Source organism: Bacteroides sp. CAG:189 (genome assembly GCF_000432295.1).
Taxonomy (GTDB): Bacteria; Bacteroidota; Bacteroidia; order Bacteroidales; family Bacteroidaceae; genus Bacteroides; species Bacteroides salyersiae.
In genome coordinates this window covers 1-17,927 of the sequence record NZ_HF991013.1, presented here as the reverse complement: position 1 = coordinate 17,927, position 17,927 = coordinate 1, and the positions used below count along the sequence as shown (strand labels likewise).

At 42.7% G+C, this 17,927-nt stretch carries 7 protein-coding genes and 1 pseudogene; 6 read left to right on the top strand and 2 right to left on the bottom strand.

All coding sequences use genetic code 11. The annotated features are described in order from the left end of the window. Positions 1 to 84 precede the first annotated feature (84 nt). The gene (locus QVP90_RS03460; RefSeq protein WP_021935663.1) at positions 85 to 1,527 is read left to right on the top strand and encodes a hypothetical protein; all 1,443 of its coding nucleotides are present in this window, start codon (positions 85 to 87) and stop codon (positions 1,525 to 1,527) included. Between the two features lie 10 nt (positions 1,528 to 1,537). On the opposite strand, the gene QVP90_RS03455 is transcribed toward QVP90_RS03460, so the two are convergent. Together QVP90_RS03455 and QVP90_RS03450 are read right to left on the bottom strand one after the other, a co-directional pair. Then, positions 1,538 to 4,477, bottom strand: coding sequence for a PD-(D/E)XK nuclease family protein (locus QVP90_RS03455; protein ID WP_021935662.1), 2,940 nt, complete (start codon positions 4,475 to 4,477; stop codon positions 1,538 to 1,540). A 75-nt stretch (positions 4,478 to 4,552) separates the two neighbouring features. Next, a complete protein-coding gene (locus QVP90_RS03450; RefSeq protein ID WP_021935661.1) occupies positions 4,553 to 8,176 on the bottom strand; it encodes a UvrD-helicase domain-containing protein in 3,624 nt (1,207 codons plus the stop codon). 379 nt (positions 8,177 to 8,555) lie between these two features. On the opposite strand from QVP90_RS03450, the pseudogene QVP90_RS03445 reads away from it, so the two are divergent. The 5 genes and pseudogenes from QVP90_RS03445 to QVP90_RS19840 all read left to right on the top strand — a co-directional run bounded on the left by QVP90_RS03445 (position 8,556) and on the right by QVP90_RS19840 (position 17,797). Beyond that, a pseudogene (locus QVP90_RS03445) lies at positions 8,556 to 11,186 on the top strand (zinc-dependent metalloprotease). A gap of 130 nt (positions 11,187 to 11,316) precedes the next feature. Beyond that, the gene (locus QVP90_RS03440; RefSeq protein ID WP_021935658.1) at positions 11,317 to 14,592 is read left to right on the top strand and encodes a SusC/RagA family TonB-linked outer membrane protein; all 3,276 of its coding nucleotides are present in this window, start codon (positions 11,317 to 11,319) and stop codon (positions 14,590 to 14,592) included. A gap of 6 nt (positions 14,593 to 14,598) precedes the next feature. Next, positions 14,599 to 15,945 (top strand): RagB/SusD family nutrient uptake outer membrane protein, encoded by a 1,347-nt coding sequence (locus QVP90_RS03435; RefSeq protein ID WP_021935657.1) that lies wholly within the window; start codon positions 14,599 to 14,601, stop codon positions 15,943 to 15,945. Positions 15,946 to 16,046: 101 nt separating this feature from the next. After that, complete coding sequence (locus QVP90_RS03430; protein WP_021935656.1) at positions 16,047 to 16,262, top strand: hypothetical protein; 216 nt, start codon at positions 16,047 to 16,049, stop codon at positions 16,260 to 16,262. Positions 16,263 to 16,489: 227 nt separating this feature from the next. Beyond that, entirely contained in the window at positions 16,490 to 17,797 is a 1,308-nt protein-coding gene (locus QVP90_RS19840; protein WP_369678139.1) for a T9SS type A sorting domain-containing protein, read from the top strand. The last annotated feature ends 130 nt before the right edge of the window (positions 17,798 to 17,927 follow it).

The following is a 17,927-nucleotide window of genomic DNA, read 5'->3' as shown; positions in this document are numbered from 1 at the left end:
ATCGTATCTTTTTTTTAATATAAAACATAGCTTTATAGTTATTTATTGTTACCTTTGAATATTGTTCAACCAAATGTGAATATTATGAGAAATATTACTATTCTATTATTGATTTTATCTTGTGTTTTTGCTGGCCATATACAGGCACAAACTGAATTCTCAAAAACAGGAACACAATGGAAAGTAAATCGTTTTTGCTATGGTATATGGAACGATACATATATTAATGATGATTATTTTTATGAATTAGGGACAGATACATTGCTTGGAGATAAGAATTGTAAGAAACTGTATTTGGACAAGGTACTCGTTGGAGCTTTTTTAGAAGAAGATCGTAAAGTGTGGTATTATCCATTTCAAGAATATGTAAATATTCCGGATAGAGTACTTTTATATGATTTCTCTAAAGAGGAGGGGGATAAGATTGAATCTTATAGGATTCCTTGGAATATAGGTGGTAATTTGTCGTATTGTGATTTTTTTGATGAACCTATAACATTGACTGTGGAGGATGTTTATTACGAATGTGGACGGAAAATAATGGTAGTTAGCGCTTTAGCTGATTATTATTGTAGAGAAGATGCATGGATTGAGGGTATTGGCAGTCCGTCAGGATTTTGGGGAGCTTATGAGGTAGCTGCAACCGATGGTGTTAACAGGAACACAAGTCTTGCACAGGTATTTGCCTCGGATAAATCTGTTCTTTATTATAAAGGACAGGTTATTAATCCCGATTATCAATCAACTTTTCTTAGGCCGGGCAAGACTTGGGAAATTCAAACTCCGTCGAATAGTATCGATAAGATAAGTATTGGAGAACCTCGGATGATAAACGGCTATCCGAGCTATCCGGTGTATAAAGGTACATATCATTATGATGGTGGTTATTTATATGATGTAAATGGGACTATTTACTGGCTTTTTGGTGGCTATTATGATGATTTACTGGATTGTGATCAATATCTTTATTCATTTGATTTTTCCGAAGTTGATCGCATATATCTTTGTGTATCCCATAATGTCAATATGGTATACTATGTTCCTCCGACGTATGAACCTTATACGGTTACCCGGACAGATCGGATACAGTGCATGGGAAAATCGCTGAAACGCATTGTTTTGGAAGGAAAGATTAAGCATGTATGGTTGGAAGATGTCGGTTCATTGAACTTACTGTTGTATTTGGAAGGTTCTGGTTATCACTGGGATGCTTCAGAATATAAGCTATTGCGTTGCTATGTTGGCGATGAGGTCATTTATGATAGCACCGATTTTCCCGATGGAATAGAAGGCATAGGTGCTTCTGTACCGACTTATTCAATTGCTGATGGTAAATTGATGGTGCATAATGCTTCCGGATATCGTCTTTCCTTTTATAATTTATCCGGAGTCGAAGTATATAGCCAAATCCTTTCGGAAACAACAGAAACAGTTCCCCTTTCTGCTTTTTCTACTACGATATTGATTGGTAAATTGCAGAAAGGGGATGCAGTGATCTCTTTTAAAATAGGAGAGATAAGAAAATAAGAGCGCTTTTTCATCTTTTGCATAAAGCACGGAAGTCGCAGTATTCGCAGGCTTTCGTGTTTTCTGTTTGTGTAAAGGGTGTTTCCGCTCCGAATATTTCTTCCAGTAACCTCTGTAACCGCTCCCGGAACTCATCTTCAAAGAAGGCGAAGTTATTTACGGGTATTTTGGGTTTACGGGGTTCGCCTATCTCAATGACCGGAGAGTAACTTTCATTGGCTGCCCGATGAATGTAGAGTAGGGCAGGAGCTACTTTCAGTGACTGCTTTCTGCTCATGATGGCAGCGTACAGGAATGTCTGGAAAATATAATTAGGTCTCCCTTCGGCGGGGATGAATAACTGCTCGATATTGGCCGGTGTCTTGGGACTTCCTCCGGTTTTGTAGTCCACAATCCGGAGAGTGTCTTCTTTACAATCCATACGGTCTATCGTTCCGCCTATTTTGATTTTGATGGTTCCTTCCGGTGTGTTTACTTCCAACGGTTCTTCTACGGGTTCTTCCATTCCTGCCATGGAGAAAGGTGCATAGGCCAGATCATTGCGCAATAACTGGCGAAGGTAGGAACTGATTACCTTTGAATTGATCAACTGTACTCCGTTGTATTCGGGGCGTTCGTCAAGGGGGACGTGGAAGAATTCTTCTTTAAATGCACGGTCTACATATCCTTGAATGCGGACATCATCCCGTAGCAGGCGTTCTAAATCCTCCTTTCGTATTTCTTTTCCGTTAGCACTTAATTCGCCGTATGCCAATTCTGCCGAGCGATGGAAAATGGTACCGAACAGTGCGGAATCGATCTCTGCACTTACTTCATCCGGTGCTTTCAATCCGGCCACATGACGGTAATAGAATCGCAGGCTGCAATCCAGATAGGCATTCAGGGCCGATGGAGAGAGCGGGAGCGCCTTCGGATTCTGATTGAAATTATACCTGTTCAGCATGCGGCTTCGTATCGCAGGCGTTTTCTCAATCGTTATCTCCCGGCTTTTTTGAGGAGACTGACCGGCTTCAAGGAATTCGTAACTGGTTTCGTGTGGCCATTCTACAAGGAACTGTAACATAAAGCGTGACCATTCTCCCCGGTTCAAGCCATCGGAAGAACTATTGTATATTAACGTGATATTTTCCGCCCGTTGAATCAGACGGTAGAAATAGTAAGCATATACGGCATTCTTATGCTCGATGGTGGTCATCCCGAAGGCTTTGCGGAGATTGTAGGGGATGAAAGAGGACTCGCCTCCGCCTTTGGGCAGTTGGCCCTCGTTGAGTGATAGCATGATAAGGTTACGGAAATCGAGGTTACGGGTTTCGAGCACCCCCATTACCTGCATACCGATGGCCGGTTCGCCGTGAAAAGGAATGTTGGCGGCGGCAAGTATGCGGTTGAGCAGACGTTTCAATGTGTCTATCCGTACTTGAAGTTCATCATTTTCGATCAGATTGAGCAGCCGGTTCACCATCGTGAAGCTCTTAAACAGGGATTCCCGGTAGAGCTGGTTGAAGATGTCTTCCTGTCCCGATTCCTGCCGGTATAGGATAGAGACCTCCTTCAATAGTTCTGTGATGTACAGGCACAGTTCACGAATACCGCTACGCGGTGTAAAAAGCAAGGAGAGGAAATCATCCTGTTTCAGTTCCGTGGGTAAGGGATAAAAACGGTTGGTACGGGTCAGTTCTCTTTCCAAAGATTCCGCTTTGGAGGAAAGCTGACGGGTATAGGGATGCTTTAATATGGCCTGCACTTCTTCATAGCTGTAACGCCCGGTTTCCATCCGGTAACCGGTGGTTTGTAGCTCGACGGCTGCATTGATAAAGCTATATACCGGAGTTTGCGCCAAAGGAAATCCCATGGTAATGTTGACATTCTTCACCTCTGCCGGGATAGAGTGGAGGACAGGAAGTAGCAGTGATTCATTGCAAAGCACCACTGCATTTTCTTTTTCCGAATCGGGGGTAGAGTGTTCCCGTGCCAGTCCTCTCACCCATTCGGGTAGGTAACGGGCTTGTGCATTTTCCGTAGGGGAGGAGATGAAGCGTACTTTCTTGGGATGCCGCAGGCAATCGAAGACTTCTTCCGGAAGTTCATTGGGGAATAACTTCATGTTACGGAGGATAAATTCACCGGCTTCGTGTTTCTGTTGGGGCAATCGGGTATAGAAAATGTCATAATCCCAGTAGAAAAGCGCCTTGCCGGCATCTTGCAGAATGGAGAAGAAGCGGGTTTCCACCGTGTTGAGCACATTGAAGCCGACAAATACATATTTGTCATAGCGGAGCGTGTCTGTGTCGAGTGCTTCGATAACGTTGCGGTAAAGCATCCCTTCATAGGCTATGCCTAATGTTGTAAGCCGTGAACGGTAATTGCGGTAAATATCACCTAATTTATCCCAGAGAGAAATAAATTTCTCCTTTAGCTCCGTATGCTTCTCTATGGAGAAGTTTTGAAAGAACTGTCGGATGGCGCTTTCTTGTTCTTCATCGAGAAAGTCGAAATCATCCATGATGTTTTTTAAATCTTGCAGGTTGGTAAAAAGCTTGTCGGCATCTACCAGATTCTTGTCTACATCATCAAAGTCGCTGATGAGCAATTCCCCCCAGAAATAAAAGTCGTCCAGTGATTCTTCACTTTTAGTCTCTTCGCGAAAGACCTTATACAACTCACAAACTAACCGGATGGGATCACCTAATTTCTGTATGGATAATTGTTGAAACAATTCGCTGATACTGATATATGCGGGCGACCAGATAGGGCGATCGGATTGCGCAGCCAAGTGTTCATTGAAAAACAGACTGGCACGTTTATTCGGAAAAACGATGGCTACCCGTGAGAGATCGTTGCCGATTTTACTGTGGAGGTCTTGAGCGACCAGTTCGAGAAAGGTAGGCCTCTCCCCCGACCCCTCTCCGTGGGAGAGGGGGGAGTGTGTCTGATTATTGGAGTAGGGCATGTTAGGGTTATATATAAAGAGGTTTATTATGATGTTTAATTATAAGAGTCATACATTCAAAGAAATATTAAGAGTCTATGTCTCTTCGTTATTGGAAGCAATAAGAATATTCTTGATCTGTTTAATCACTGTTTCCGGATTATCGATCACTTCTTCATTTTTAAAACGTATCACCTTGTATCCTAAAAGCGACAGTCTTTCCGTACGTTCCCGGTCTTTCAGAATTTGTTCAGCAGTCAAATGGTAGTCGCCATCCAATTCAATAATCAGTTTAGATTCAAGACAAGCGAAATCTGCTATATAATTATCAATGACTTGCTGCCGTCTGAACTTATATCCTAACTGTTCTCGTCGAAGATATTCCCATAGAACCCGTTCGGCATCTGTCGGATTTAATTTGTTTTTCTTCTGCAACTCTTTCAAGCAATTATAAGAGTTCAAGCATGCAGTCTTGTATGTAGGCTCCAGCTTCACCTCCACCACTTTCCCCTTTTCCCATCCGGAGTCAGTATCTTCTTCCCCCTCTCCTGCGGAGAGGGGCCGGGGGAGAGGCCCATACCACAAATACCCCCTGATATTACCGTATCCCATCTTCGTCAGTAATTGCATGTATCCCTGCACCTGCTTGTTGTACTTCTTGTTCGGTTTACCGAATTTGAAGTCCACCACCACTACTTGCCCGTCCTGCATCATTACCCTGTCCGGTCGGCGGGTTTGCAACACCCCGTCTTCCTTATATATAATGGCACATTCATTGAACAATTGCCAGCGTCCCGAATACCAATCCTGTATTTCGGGCATGGAGAAAGCCTTATGAGTCACTTTCCGTATCTCTTCTTCCACTTTGCGGCTACCGATAACGCCTTCGAAGATCAACCTTTCTATGGCCGTATCAATGTCTTTTTCCGTTTCAATAGCCGAGAACAGGGTATGTAGCAAGCGTCCACGGTTGATAAAACGGTCTTCCGAATCTTCTTCATCTATTCCTTTGATAAAGTCTGCCGATCGGTTGGACTGCCGGAATTCAATTTCGTGTCGCATAGATTCCATGCTTACCGGGAGTTTGTCCGGTTTCCGCGTCAACTTGTTGGTCGAAACTTTTTCTTCTTTCTTCGAAGAGGGGCAGAGTTCCCCTTGTTCATAGGGCTCGTCTTCGTTCCAGTCAATTCCGTTCTTACGGGCTACTTCGGGCAATGCTGCCGTCAGCAGTTCGGACATTGTTCCCTTTTGTCCTTTCCGGCTCCATACAATCAGATTTTTTCCGGCACGGGTAAAAGCCACGTAGAGCAGATTCAGATTATCTACCCATAACTGCAAACGTTCCTGCTGATAGTCTTTTCGATAGACGGAAGCACCCATTTGTGCGGAGTAGTTCACCGGCACAATATCCAGTTCATTGAAAGGGGCTTCTTCCGGAATACACCACACGAGCTGGTTATTGGTCTCATTCTCCAGTTTCCAGTCGCAGAAAGGCAGGAGTACCGTATGAAATTCCAATCCTTTTGATTTGTGGATGGAGAAGATGCGGATACCTTCCATCTCTCCACTGGGGATGGTTTTGCCGCATAGCGTCTCTTCCCAAAAGCGGATAAAGCCGTCCAGTTCGGATGAGTTGCTTTGCAGATAATCCGTCACTGCATCGAAGAATGCGAAAAGATAGGCATCCTGATCGCTGATACGGTTCATTTCGAAAAGGCTGAAAAGCTCTTCCAGTAACTCATAAAGCGGCATTAACCTTAATGTCTCTATCTTTTTAATGAATGCTTCGGGCAACAGCGTCTCTGCCGGAGCGGTTAGCAGGTTGTCCAAGCTGCCTTCGTATCCTTTTATCTGCAACTGATAATTGGTAATAAGCGAAGCCCGGGCAATCCGGTTCTCCGGATCGGAGAGATAACGCAGGGCATCTATCATCATACAGATAGCCAATGAGGCATCCAGGCGGAAGGCTTCATCGGATACGATTTTGTATTGCAGTGTTTTGTCAAAGTAATCGGCAATGCGGGGAATGCTTTTGTTTTTGCGCACGAGAATGGCAATGTCATTGAGCTTTACTCCGGAGTTCTGTAAACGTTCCACCTCTTCGCCCAAGCCGATAAGCGTCTGTTCGGTGTAATCATGCTCTTCATCCGGTTCGAGAAAGGATACTTTGACATACCCTTTTCTCTCCTCTTTGGGAGATTCCTGCGCCACATCGGAATAGGCTTTTTGCAGTGCTTCGCAATCCGTCTTTAATTCCTCTTTATAGACTGCATTCAGATAGTTTACCGCCGATGTGAATATTTCGTTGTTAAACCGGATAACATCGGTTTCGCTTCTACGGTTTGTTTTCAGGGTTTCTACCCGTATCGGGAAGTGTTCTATGCGGTCGTTCAGCCCGTTGAGTATTCCCCAATCGCCGTTTCTCCAACGATAGATGGATTGCTTTACATCTCCCACAATCAAGCTGTCTGCTCCTTGTGAAAGCCCTTCCAATAGCAGTAACCGGAAGTTTCCCCATTGCATGCGGCTTGTGTCCTGAAACTCATCTATCATTACATTCCGGATGTTTGTCCCGATTTTCTCGAATACGAAAGAAGAGTCGCCATCCTTTACCAGTTGATGGAGCAAGGCATTGGTGTCCGATAATAAAAAGCGGTTGTTCTCCCGATTGAGCCGGCGTACCTCTTCGTCTATGTTTGCCAGCAGTTGCACCTTGTTCAGGTGTTGCATGGAAAGCCGGCAACTGTTTACTATCTTATTATTCTTCGAACGGAACTTCTCTGCTTCATTCAATAAAGGCATGAGGCTTCCGGAAGCTAATTGAAGAATGTCCTGATAGCGTGGCGAGCTTTTAGCCGCCCAGTTTTTCTCATCCGTCAGGCACTTTTCTACTGTTGCATTGCGTATGTCATCGCCCAATATGCCATTATTGAGTTTGCGGAAATAACTTCCTATGCCGCGCGAACCGTTCTTCAGATCGTCTGCATTGAGGGCATGTCCGTCCAGTTCTCCTTCAAACTGATCGTAGAATCCCTTCATCTGTTCGAGTGCTTCCGTTTCCATCTCTTTCAGTTCACGACGGTAGTTTTTGATGAGTCCCGGATTCTCAATCAGTTTTTGCCGGAGTCCTTCTCCTTTCTCTATATATCCCTCATCGAAGATATTCCGTCCGAAACTTTTCACCTCGTCCGATACGTTCCAACGTTTGTCGTCTGCAATGCGTTCGTTGATATAATCCAGCAACCATGCCAATACGGGGGAAGTAGGGCCTAACTTTTCGATCATGCTATCCACGGCATCGCTCAATACTTCCTGGTTGTTCAATTCGATATTCAGGTTGGGGCTTAGCTCGAGTTCACGGGCGAGGTTTCGCATCACTGACTGGAAGAAAGAGTCGATTGTCTCTACCCGGAAGCGACTGTAATCATGCAGCATATTGGTCAGTGCTACTTTAGCTGCTTCCCGCACTTCTTCCACCGGTTTTCCTGTTTCTGCGATAATCCGTTTCAGATAGGCATCCGAGTCCTTGTCCCCTTTCCAGATACCGTAAAGCTGGCTGAGAATACGCTCTTTCATCTCTGCTGTCGCTTTATTGGTAAAGGTCACGGCCAGTATTTGCCGGTAAGCACGAGGGTTGAGAATGAGTAGTTTGATGTATTCCACGGCTAAGGTAAAAGTCTTACCGGAACCGGCGGAAGCTTTATATACTAAGAGTTCCATACGATGTTTATTTGAGACAAAGATAGCTTAAATCTTTATACTTTACTGCCATGTGGATGTAAAAATAGTGCCAATATATGTAATGCTGCTTTATAATATACGTGATATTACTTTATAATATATGTAGCGGAGTATTATATGTATCGCAAAGTATGCTTGGGTCTGTTTTTATACTTTGTTTTCCGGAAAGTATGTTAAACAGTGAACAGAAAACGTGCGTCTTTGAATAAAAATGCAAGCAAAATTCGGTTTAATTAAGAAAAAACGTCAAAAGTTGTCGCGTTTAATTATTCATATTGATAGTTTTATTATCTTTGTAGCCCCCTTTTATTCTTTGAGTAGAATAAAGAGTAACAGTGATAATTGATAGATTAACTTGATGAAACTGAAAACAAGCCTGCTAATTACGGTGGCCACAGGTACTTTCTTGTGTGCTTCTTCCGTTGTATCGTATGCCGGAACTTCTACCCCTGACACTATGGGATTGTTCCGCAAGAAGAAAAAAACAGAATCCAACGACAGTATTAAATCTAAAAATGAGTATGAAAAGCTGACCGGAGACGGTAGTATTGTTCGGCGTGGTATGTTTAATGTATACCAAAAGAAGAACAATTATTACTTTGAAGTACCATCGAATTTATTGGGAAGGGATCTGTTGGTTGTGAACAAATTGCAGCGTGTTCCCGTAGAACTGAACGAAGCGGGAGTCAATCGCGGAGTGAATTATGAAAATCAGATGGTGCGCTTTGAGCTCGATAAGGCAACCAATAAATTGCTGATTCGTCAAAGTCGCGTATTGCCGCTTTCGCCTGCCGAAGATGCTATCAGTGAGTCGGTGCGTAACAACTATATCTCTCCGTTGATAGCCGGTTTTAAAGTAGAAGCGTATAATAACGACTCTACCGCGATGGTGATTAAAGTGAATGATATTTACGACGGGACGGAGACGAGTATCAATAATGTATTTACCAATATCAATCTCGGTACGTCTGCCATAAAGAACCTGTCTCGTATTCTTTCCATCAAATCGTTTGAAAATAACGTGGTGGCTACTTCCGAACTGACGACGAAAGTGACCGAAGGAACTACTTCCGTATATGTTACGGTAGAGGTGAGCTCTTCGCTGATGTTGCTTCCGGAAAAGCCGATGACAGGCCGTTTGGATAATGCCCGTGTCGGATATTTCACTAATCCGCTGTTAAGTTATAGCGATGGCCAGCAGAAGGTAGAAGAGAAGCAATTCATTACCCGTTGGCGTCTGGAACCGAAACCGGAAGACCGCGAACGTTATTTGCGTGGAGAGTTGGTAGAACCGGCCAAGCCGATCGTGTTCTATATCGAAAATTCTACTCCATATCGTTGGCGTAAATACATCAAGCAAGGTATAGAAGACTGGCAGGTTGCTTTCGAACGTGCGGGTTTTAAGAATGCTATTATTGCCAAAGAAGTGACGGACAGCATGATAATAGATATGGATGATGTGAATTATTCCGTACTTACTTATGCTGCTTCTACCAAAGCCAACGCTATGGGGCCTTCTATTCTCGATCCCCGTTCGGGCGAGATTCTTGAAGCCGATATCATGTGGTGGCACAACGTACTCGGTATGTTGCAAGAATGGATTACCGTGCAGACAGGCGCTATCCGTCCCGAAGCCCGTGGAGTAAAGATCTCTGATGAGTTGATGGGAGACGCCATGCGTTTTGTAGCATGCCATGAGGTAGGTCACTCTTTGGGATTGCGCCACAACATGATGGGGTCATGGGCATTTCCTACGGATTCATTGCGTTCCAAGACATTCACCGACCGTATGAATTCTACTTCTTCCTCTATCATGGATTATGCCCGTTTCAACTATGTGGCTCAACCGGGTGACGGAGTAACCGCACTTTCACCGCATATCGGTCCTTATGATCTGTTTGCCATTGAATATGGATACCGTTGGTATGGTAAGGAGACACCGGAAGCGGAAAAGGATTTGCTTTATGATTTCCTGAGCCGTCATACGGACCGTCTTTATAAATATAGTGAAGCACAGGATGTGCGCGATGCCGTAGACCCGCGTGCACAGAATGAGGATCTGGGAGATGATGCCATACGTTCCTCTCAATTGGGTATTGCAAATCTGAAGCGTGTGGTTCCTGAAATAATAAAGTGGACTACGACCGGTGAGAAGGGGCAGACGTATAAAGAGGCTTCCCGTCTGTATTACGCTGTTATCAATCAGTGGAACAACTATCTTTATCATGTAATGGCCAATATCGGTGGCATTTATCTTGAGAATACGATTGTTGGTGACGGACAGAAAACGTATACGTTCGTAGAAAAATAGAAGCAACAGGCCGCATTGAAATTCCTGCTTGATGAAGTATTGACTTATCCGAAATGGCTGTTCGATGCTGAGGTGGGAGAGTATACTTATCTGCTTCGCAATACTCCGATGGGAGTCGTTGAAAATGCGCCTACACAAGTTCTGAAAAATGCGCAATCTTATATCCTTTGGGATTTGCTGTCGAATACGCGTCTGATGCGCATGCTCGAAAACGAATCGGTAAATGGAAAGAAAGCTTTCACGGCCGTAGAACTGATGGACGGTTTACACCGTACTATTTTTGCTACGACCGAGCGTGGGGCGATTCCCGATGTAATGACACGTGCCTTGCAAAAGAATTTCTTGGATGCTTTGATTACGGCTGCCGCCGAGAATGAAAGTGTGAAATTCAGTAAGAAGTTGATGAACGACCATTTCCTGCTGGATCATCAGCAGGCTGTTTGCAGTTGTGATGAATACGCCCATCGTTCATTGGATGCCGACCGCATGGGAGCACGTCGTGAGGTGAATTTCTATGGCTCGCAGATAAACCGCGTATCGGATGCGATTTCTGTGAAGCGTGGCGAGTTGCTTCGTATCAAAGACTTGCTTCAAAGCCGTTTGGGAACATCGGATGTAGCTACGAAGTATCATTATAAAGACATGATCCTGCGCATCAATACTGCGTTGGGAATCTAAATTGGAAATTAGAATATAGGAGTTGGAAGTTAGAATCCATTCGGGGCGGGAGCAGAACCATGCTGATATGCTGCATAGATTCTAACTACTAACTACTAACTACTGACTACTAACTACTTATATTGTATTAATGAAAAGAACAATCAGTTATTTACTATTTTCTCTTTGCTGTGTCATCGCTTTTGGAGCGAGTGCGGCAGAAAGAAAAATTACAGGTGTAGTTATCGCCGGTGATTACAAAGAGCCCTTAATCGGTGCCTCTGTGTTTGTGTCATCCGAAAACTTAAAGAAAGCGGGCAGCAGCCAGACTTCCTTGGGGGTGATAACGGACATGGATGGAAAGTTTACTATTAATGTGCCGGAAGGTGTGACCAGCCTTCAGTGCAGTTATGTGGGATATGAATCGCAAACAATACATCTGGCAGCCGGAAAAAATAGTTATGAGGTTGTACTGCAACCGTCGGCACATATGCTTGATGCGGTTGTTGTAACGGGATACCAGACTATCGAACGTCGTAAACTGACGGCGGCAGTTACCAAGCTTGATATTACCGATGACAAGATCGGTTCGGTCATGAGTATCGACCAGGCACTTTCCGGACAGGTAGCGGGGTTGTCCTCTATCGCTTCTTCGGGTGCTCCTGGTGCCGCTCCTAAGATTCGTATTCGTGGTACTGCTTCTTTGAACGGTACACAAGATCCTCTTTGGGTGCTCGATGGGGTGCCGATGACAGGAACGGAGATTCCGACTATGGAAGACTTGAAAGATATCGACAACATCTATCAGTCGGCTATTGCCGGTTTGAATCCTGCCGATATCGAAAGTATCACTGTTTTGAAAGATGCTGCTGCTACGGCTATTTATGGAGCACGTGCGGCAAATGGTGTCATCGTGATTACCACTAAAAACGGTAGGGCAGGGAAGCCACAGATTACTTTCTCTACCAAGTTGTCTTATTCTCCTAAGTTTGATATCGATCGTTTGAATTTGCTGACTTCGGATGAAAAGGTGAACTTGGAACTTGATTTGTTGCAAAGTGACTATACGTATCGTGAAAATAAAGGAGAAGTAGCCCGTATCATTTCCCGTTATGGATTGACAAATGCCTATAAGAACGGGGGATGGAGTGCACTGTCAACGCAAGCCCAGAATGAGATTACCAATTTGCGTTCGATAAATACGGATTGGAATGATATTCTATTCCGTGGTACTTTTAATCAGGAATATAATGTCAGTCTTTCCGGTGGTTCTGAAAAGGCTACTTATTATACTTCTTTGGGATATTATGATGAGAAAGGTAATGTGAAAGGTGTGGAAGCCGATCGTCTGAATATGGTTTTAAAAACTTCTTATAAAGTCAATAAGATGTTGAAAGTCGGTGCGTCCTTATTTGCTAATCGCAGAACTAACAAATCCAATCTTACAGACTCGGATGGTTTCTCCAATCCGGTGTATTATTCACGTAGGGCAAATCCTTATCAAACGCCTTTTGATGAAGATGGCAATTACGTTTATGACATCGATATTCAAGGAAAAGGGGATTCGGATTTGAAGTTCAATGTATTCGAAGAACGGAATAATACTTCGTATGAACAGACCACTAATGCCTTATCGGCTATTTTCGATGTAGAACTTCGGTTTAATGATAAATTTAAAGCTACATCACAAGTTGGTCTGCAATTGGATGCCGTATCTAAGGAATCGATTGCCGATCACGATACTTATGCAATGCGTAAGGATAAAGAACGTACAACGATGTCTTCTCTCAACAACCAGTCTTTCTTGCCGGACGGGGGGAAGCACACGGAAACGGCAAGCAGCAATTCTCAGGTGAACTGGAAGAGTCAGGCCGAATATCGTGATTCTTATAATGACATTCATGAATTTGAAATGATGGTCGGAACGGAAATCAGGAAAACCTGGTATAGTTCTTTGACGAGTACAGGTTATGGCTATGACCGTAAGACTTTGACCACTAAGCCTGTGATATTTCCGAATGAATCTTGGGCACGTTCGTATCCGTTGCACACTAAGACCTATCAGGAAAATGCGTATGCTTCTTTCTTTTCAACGGCTTCTTACTCCTTACTTCAACGCTATACAGTAGGAGGAAGTGTTCGTTTTGATGGTTCTGACATATTCGGGGTTTCTAAGAAATATCGCTTTCTGCCGTTGTATTCGTTCAGTGGACTTTGGAGAATCAACAATGAACCGTTTATGAAAGACTTTAAGAAGATCGATAATCTGGTCATTAGAGCTTCTTATGGTGTGCAGGGAAATATTGATAAGAGTACTTCGTCATATGTAATGGGAAATTATAATAATGTCAGCATATTACCGGATGTGACAGAAGAGATGATCGTATTGGGAACTCCGCCCAACAAACGTTTACGTTGGGAAAAGACAAAAACAATGAACTTCGGGACGGACATCGCTCTATTCAACAATGCACTGAATATTACGGTAGATTATTATCGTCGTAAAGGTACAGATTTGATTGCTTTGCAAATGTTGCCGCTTGAAACCGGCTTTATGTCGACTTATGTCAACTGGGCAAGTATGCGTAATGACGGTTTTGAAGTGGCATTAACTACCCGTAATATAAATCGCAACGGTTTTACCTGGTTTACGAATTTCAATTTGGGATATAATCAGAATAAAGTTTTGCGTGAAACAGTACCATCCAATCAGACGACACCCGGACGTGAAGGTTATCCGGTAGGGGCGCTCTTTGCTTATAAATCGGCAGGATTGGACGATGAAGGATATCCTTTGTTTTATAATAAGGAGGGTGAAAAAGTAACTGCGGTAGAACTGTTGAAGTTGAATAGTGCAGGAGCCAGCACCTTGTCTGCCGAAGAACAACGTAATTTGTATTCATATATCGGTTCGAGTGATCCTCTGTTCTCGGGAGGTTTTGTGAATACGTTCAATATCAAAAGGTTTGAAGTGGTTGTCAACTTTATATTTAACTTGAAAATGTATTCAAGAGTAGCTCCGTCCTATACGCTGACGAGCTTTGACCGGGGAATGAATACAAATCGGGATATATTGAACAGATGGACACCTACAAATACCAATACGGATTTTCCGGCATTATTGTCTGATACAAAGCGTACGGCGGAATATTCACATTATGATATATTTTCCACTTATCAGATGATGGATACGTGGGTGAAGCGTTCGGATCATGTGAGGTTACAAAATATCCGGGTTGGTTATAAGCTTCCCGAAACACTTATGCATACATTGGGTATCCGTTCGGCTACCGTTGCTCTCGAAGGTCGCAACCTGTTTGTTTTCGGTGCTAATTATAAGAATTTCTTGGATCCCGAAACCATGAGTAATCAGTTTGCACAACCTATACCTAAGTCGTTTACTTTCAGTCTTAACATGAATTTTTAACAGATTATGAAGATACTAAAGAATATAAAACTACTGTGTGCCTTGCTTTGTATAGCGGCTTTATACAGTTGTGACAAATATCTGGATATACAACCGGTAGGAAAGGTGATTCCCCGTACCGCTGCAGAATTCAGGGCATTATTGACTCAGGCATATAGTTATGTACCAAGTGACAGAGGATTAGCTACCTTTCGTTCGGACGAGATGATAATGGATGGAACTCTTGCTGCCGAAGATTTGAATTCTTACAAGGATATATGGATATGGAATGATGTGAGTCCGTCGGAAAATACGACGGCATTCAGTTGGCGTTCGTTCTATCATACATCGTTTATCGCCAATTATGTCATTGAATCAAAAGAGATGATTGAGGAAGGGACTGTTGACGAGGTGAACCAGATGGTTGGCGAGTCTTATATGCTTCGTGCCTATATGCACTTTTTGTTAGTCAATTTGTTTGGTGAAGCTTACACGAATTGTGATCCCGCTACTACAAAAGCTATTCCGTTGAAATTGAATAGTGATACGGAGGTTACCTTGTCCCGTAATACGGTTGCCGAGGTGTATAATTCTATTTTATCAGATCTTGCAGAGGCAGAAAAATATCTGAATGTAGATCAATGGGATTTGGGATATAACTATCGTTTCAATACCTTAAGTGTCAATGCATTTCGCTCTCGTGTGTACTTGTATATGGGTGAATGGGCAAAGTCTCTCGAAGCATCACAGGCAGTTTTGCAGGTGAATGACCAATTGGTGGATATGTCTTCTTCTACCGTATTGCCGAATGAATATAATTCTCCGGAGAATATTCTGGCATTGGAACAGGTGATGACTGCTCAATACGTACGTGCTGCGAAAGTGAATACTACTTTATGGAAAATGTATACTTCGAGCGATTTGCGCAGATCGAAATATTTTAATCAAGTAACCGTTTCCAATATTTTGGTTGCTAAAGGCGGAAGCAATCAGTATTCCTGTTCTTTCAGAGTTGGAGAAATTTATCTGAATGCTGCCGAAGCTGCATTAATGACGGGAGAGTCTGCTATGCCTGCGGCACGGACTTATCTGTTGACGTTAATCAAACAACGTTATAAAGCTGCTGCTTATACAGAGAAGGAGACGGCAATTAATGCAATGGGGCGTGATGAATTATTGCAGGAAATATACGACGAGCGTACTCGTGAATTAGCTTTTGAAGGACATCGTTGGTTTGATTTACGACGGACAACCCGTCCTCGTCTGGAAAAAACGTACAGTGGGACAACCTATGTTCTGGAAGAAAACGATTCCCGCTACACAATTCGTATTCCCAGTGAAGCAATAGAAGCGAATCCGGGGCTGGCAAACTAAAAGAAAACATTTTTGTTGTGATTGAGACGACTTGATTCTCAATCATAACAAAGATGGCTCTATGTATTTATCTATATGTTTAATTATTAAAAGATTGTTTTATGAAAAAAGTATTACTGCTTGCTTTTTGTGCTGCGGCTATGCTGACAGTACAAGCTCAGCCGACTGTAACTAACAGTTGGACGAAATCTCAGACAGATATTCTCTCTGTTGCAAATGTAAATAATAGTAATCCTGTGGCTGTTTCTGCACAGGGAGATATGTATGCAACCGGTCTTTTTACCGAGAGTTTTACTTTTGGCGGTAAAGTACCGTGAGTTTTACTTTTGGCGGTAAAGAGATAGAAGCAGTTGCTACCAGTTCATATTTATTAAAATATGGTACTGATGGTGCTGAAAAATGGGGAGTTGCTCTTACAGGTGCTGCAACAATAAAGACGATAACCACTGACGGTGCCGGGAATGTATATATTGCCGGAAACTTTGCAGATGAATTGACATTCGGCAGTACGGATGGTAATACCCAAGTGAAAGAGGGCATTAAAATGGATGGTACTCCTATTGCTGACCAAGCTGCCGGTTTTGTAGCCAAGTATGATGTTAATGGTGTATTAAAGGCTGTACAGAGTTTTGTGTCTAAACCTTTGCCGGAATTGGAGGCTACTGGTATATATTTCCCAGAGGCAGGCGATTATCGTTTTGATATAAATAATATTGCGTATAGTGATGGAAAATTGTATGCTTCGGCTTCTTATAAAGGACTGACAGAGAATAATGGTTTCTCTTTTAAAGGTGGTTATTTTGATCTTGACGGAGGGGGATTTTGGTATGGTGATTTAGTTTCCGGTGCTGTCTTTTCTTTGAATGATCAGTTAGAGGTTGACGGAATTTTAGCTAATATGGGTGTAACAGGTGGAAAAAGTACAGATCTATCTTCTGTACAATCTGTTTCGTTCGCAGTTGCTGAGGGAAAATTATATTCCGGTTTTGTAGCTTCAGGTAAGCAAACATTGACTATTGGTTCTAAGGAACAAGCATTCGATCTATCTCAAGAAAATGGTGTAACTGAATATGGACATATTTTGTCTATTATTGATTTAGCTGATGGTAGTTCTTCATTGACTAAAAAATACTCCACGACTCATGATGCCTATGGTAACTATTGTTTTATTAAATCAATGCTTGTAAAAGGTGATGTTTTGTTGCTTGGTGGTACGTTTAATGCTAAATTGGCTTTTGACCAAAATATAGATGCTGTTTCTACTAATGATTTATATGTTGCTGTTTTAAACAAAAATACTTTGGATGTGAACAATGCCGTAGCTTCAAAAGTCAATGAAGGTGATGCGAATTCAAAGAAAGAAGAATTTGGTGGAATGACAGTTTGTGGTGATTATGTTTATATGATAGGACATACTGCTGTTATTGCTTCTCATGCAGTTGAAACTCCTCTTACTTTCTGGATCGATACTACTAACGGAACAATGACTCAAGCTAACCCTGCAAATCTTGCTACAGGTGTAGCAGCTTCTGGTACAAAACTGGCTATTGCTCAAACTCAGGTTGCTGATCAAAAGCTTGAGAATATCTTCTCATTAAATGAAGTTAGCAATGCTACAGGTATTTCTTCTACTGAGCAGGGAGCTGGCGTGTCTGTTTATCCTAATCCGGTAGTGGATGTATTGAATTTCACAACTCCTTGTGATGTTGTTATCATCAACTTAATGGGAGTAACAGTTAAGCAGGCTGAAAATGTTTCGAGTTTGCCTGTTTCTGATTTGATAAGTGGGCAATATATTATCAAGCTTACTACAGAAGATGGTACAAGTACTGCTAAGGTAATTAAGAAATAGAGTATTATTATTGTTGGTATAAAATCAATGAAAGGGTCTCCTTAATTAAATAAGGCGGCCCTTTTTTATTTCTCTCATTCCTGTGTTATATTGTATGTTTCTTGAATAAAATTAAAGTAGTATTTAATAT

What these genes read in the sequence shown, in the direction of transcription:
- QVP90_RS03460 (WP_021935663.1), top strand. Translation starts at nt 85, where the DNA reads ATGAGAAATATTACTATTCTATTATTGATTTTATCTTGTGTTTTTGCT.
- QVP90_RS03455 (WP_021935662.1), bottom strand. Translation starts at nt 4,477, where the DNA reads ATGCCCTACTCCAATAATCAGACACACTCCCCCCTCTCCCACGGAGAG.
- QVP90_RS03450 (WP_021935661.1), bottom strand. Translation starts at nt 8,176, where the DNA reads ATGGAACTCTTAGTATATAAAGCTTCCGCCGGTTCCGGTAAGACTTTT.
- QVP90_RS03440 (WP_021935658.1), top strand. Translation starts at nt 11,317, where the DNA reads ATGAAAAGAACAATCAGTTATTTACTATTTTCTCTTTGCTGTGTCATC.
- QVP90_RS03435 (WP_021935657.1), top strand. Translation starts at nt 14,599, where the DNA reads ATGAAGATACTAAAGAATATAAAACTACTGTGTGCCTTGCTTTGTATA.
- QVP90_RS03430 (WP_021935656.1), top strand. Translation starts at nt 16,047, where the DNA reads ATGAAAAAAGTATTACTGCTTGCTTTTTGTGCTGCGGCTATGCTGACA.
- QVP90_RS19840 (WP_369678139.1), top strand. Translation starts at nt 16,490, where the DNA reads ATGGATGGTACTCCTATTGCTGACCAAGCTGCCGGTTTTGTAGCCAAG.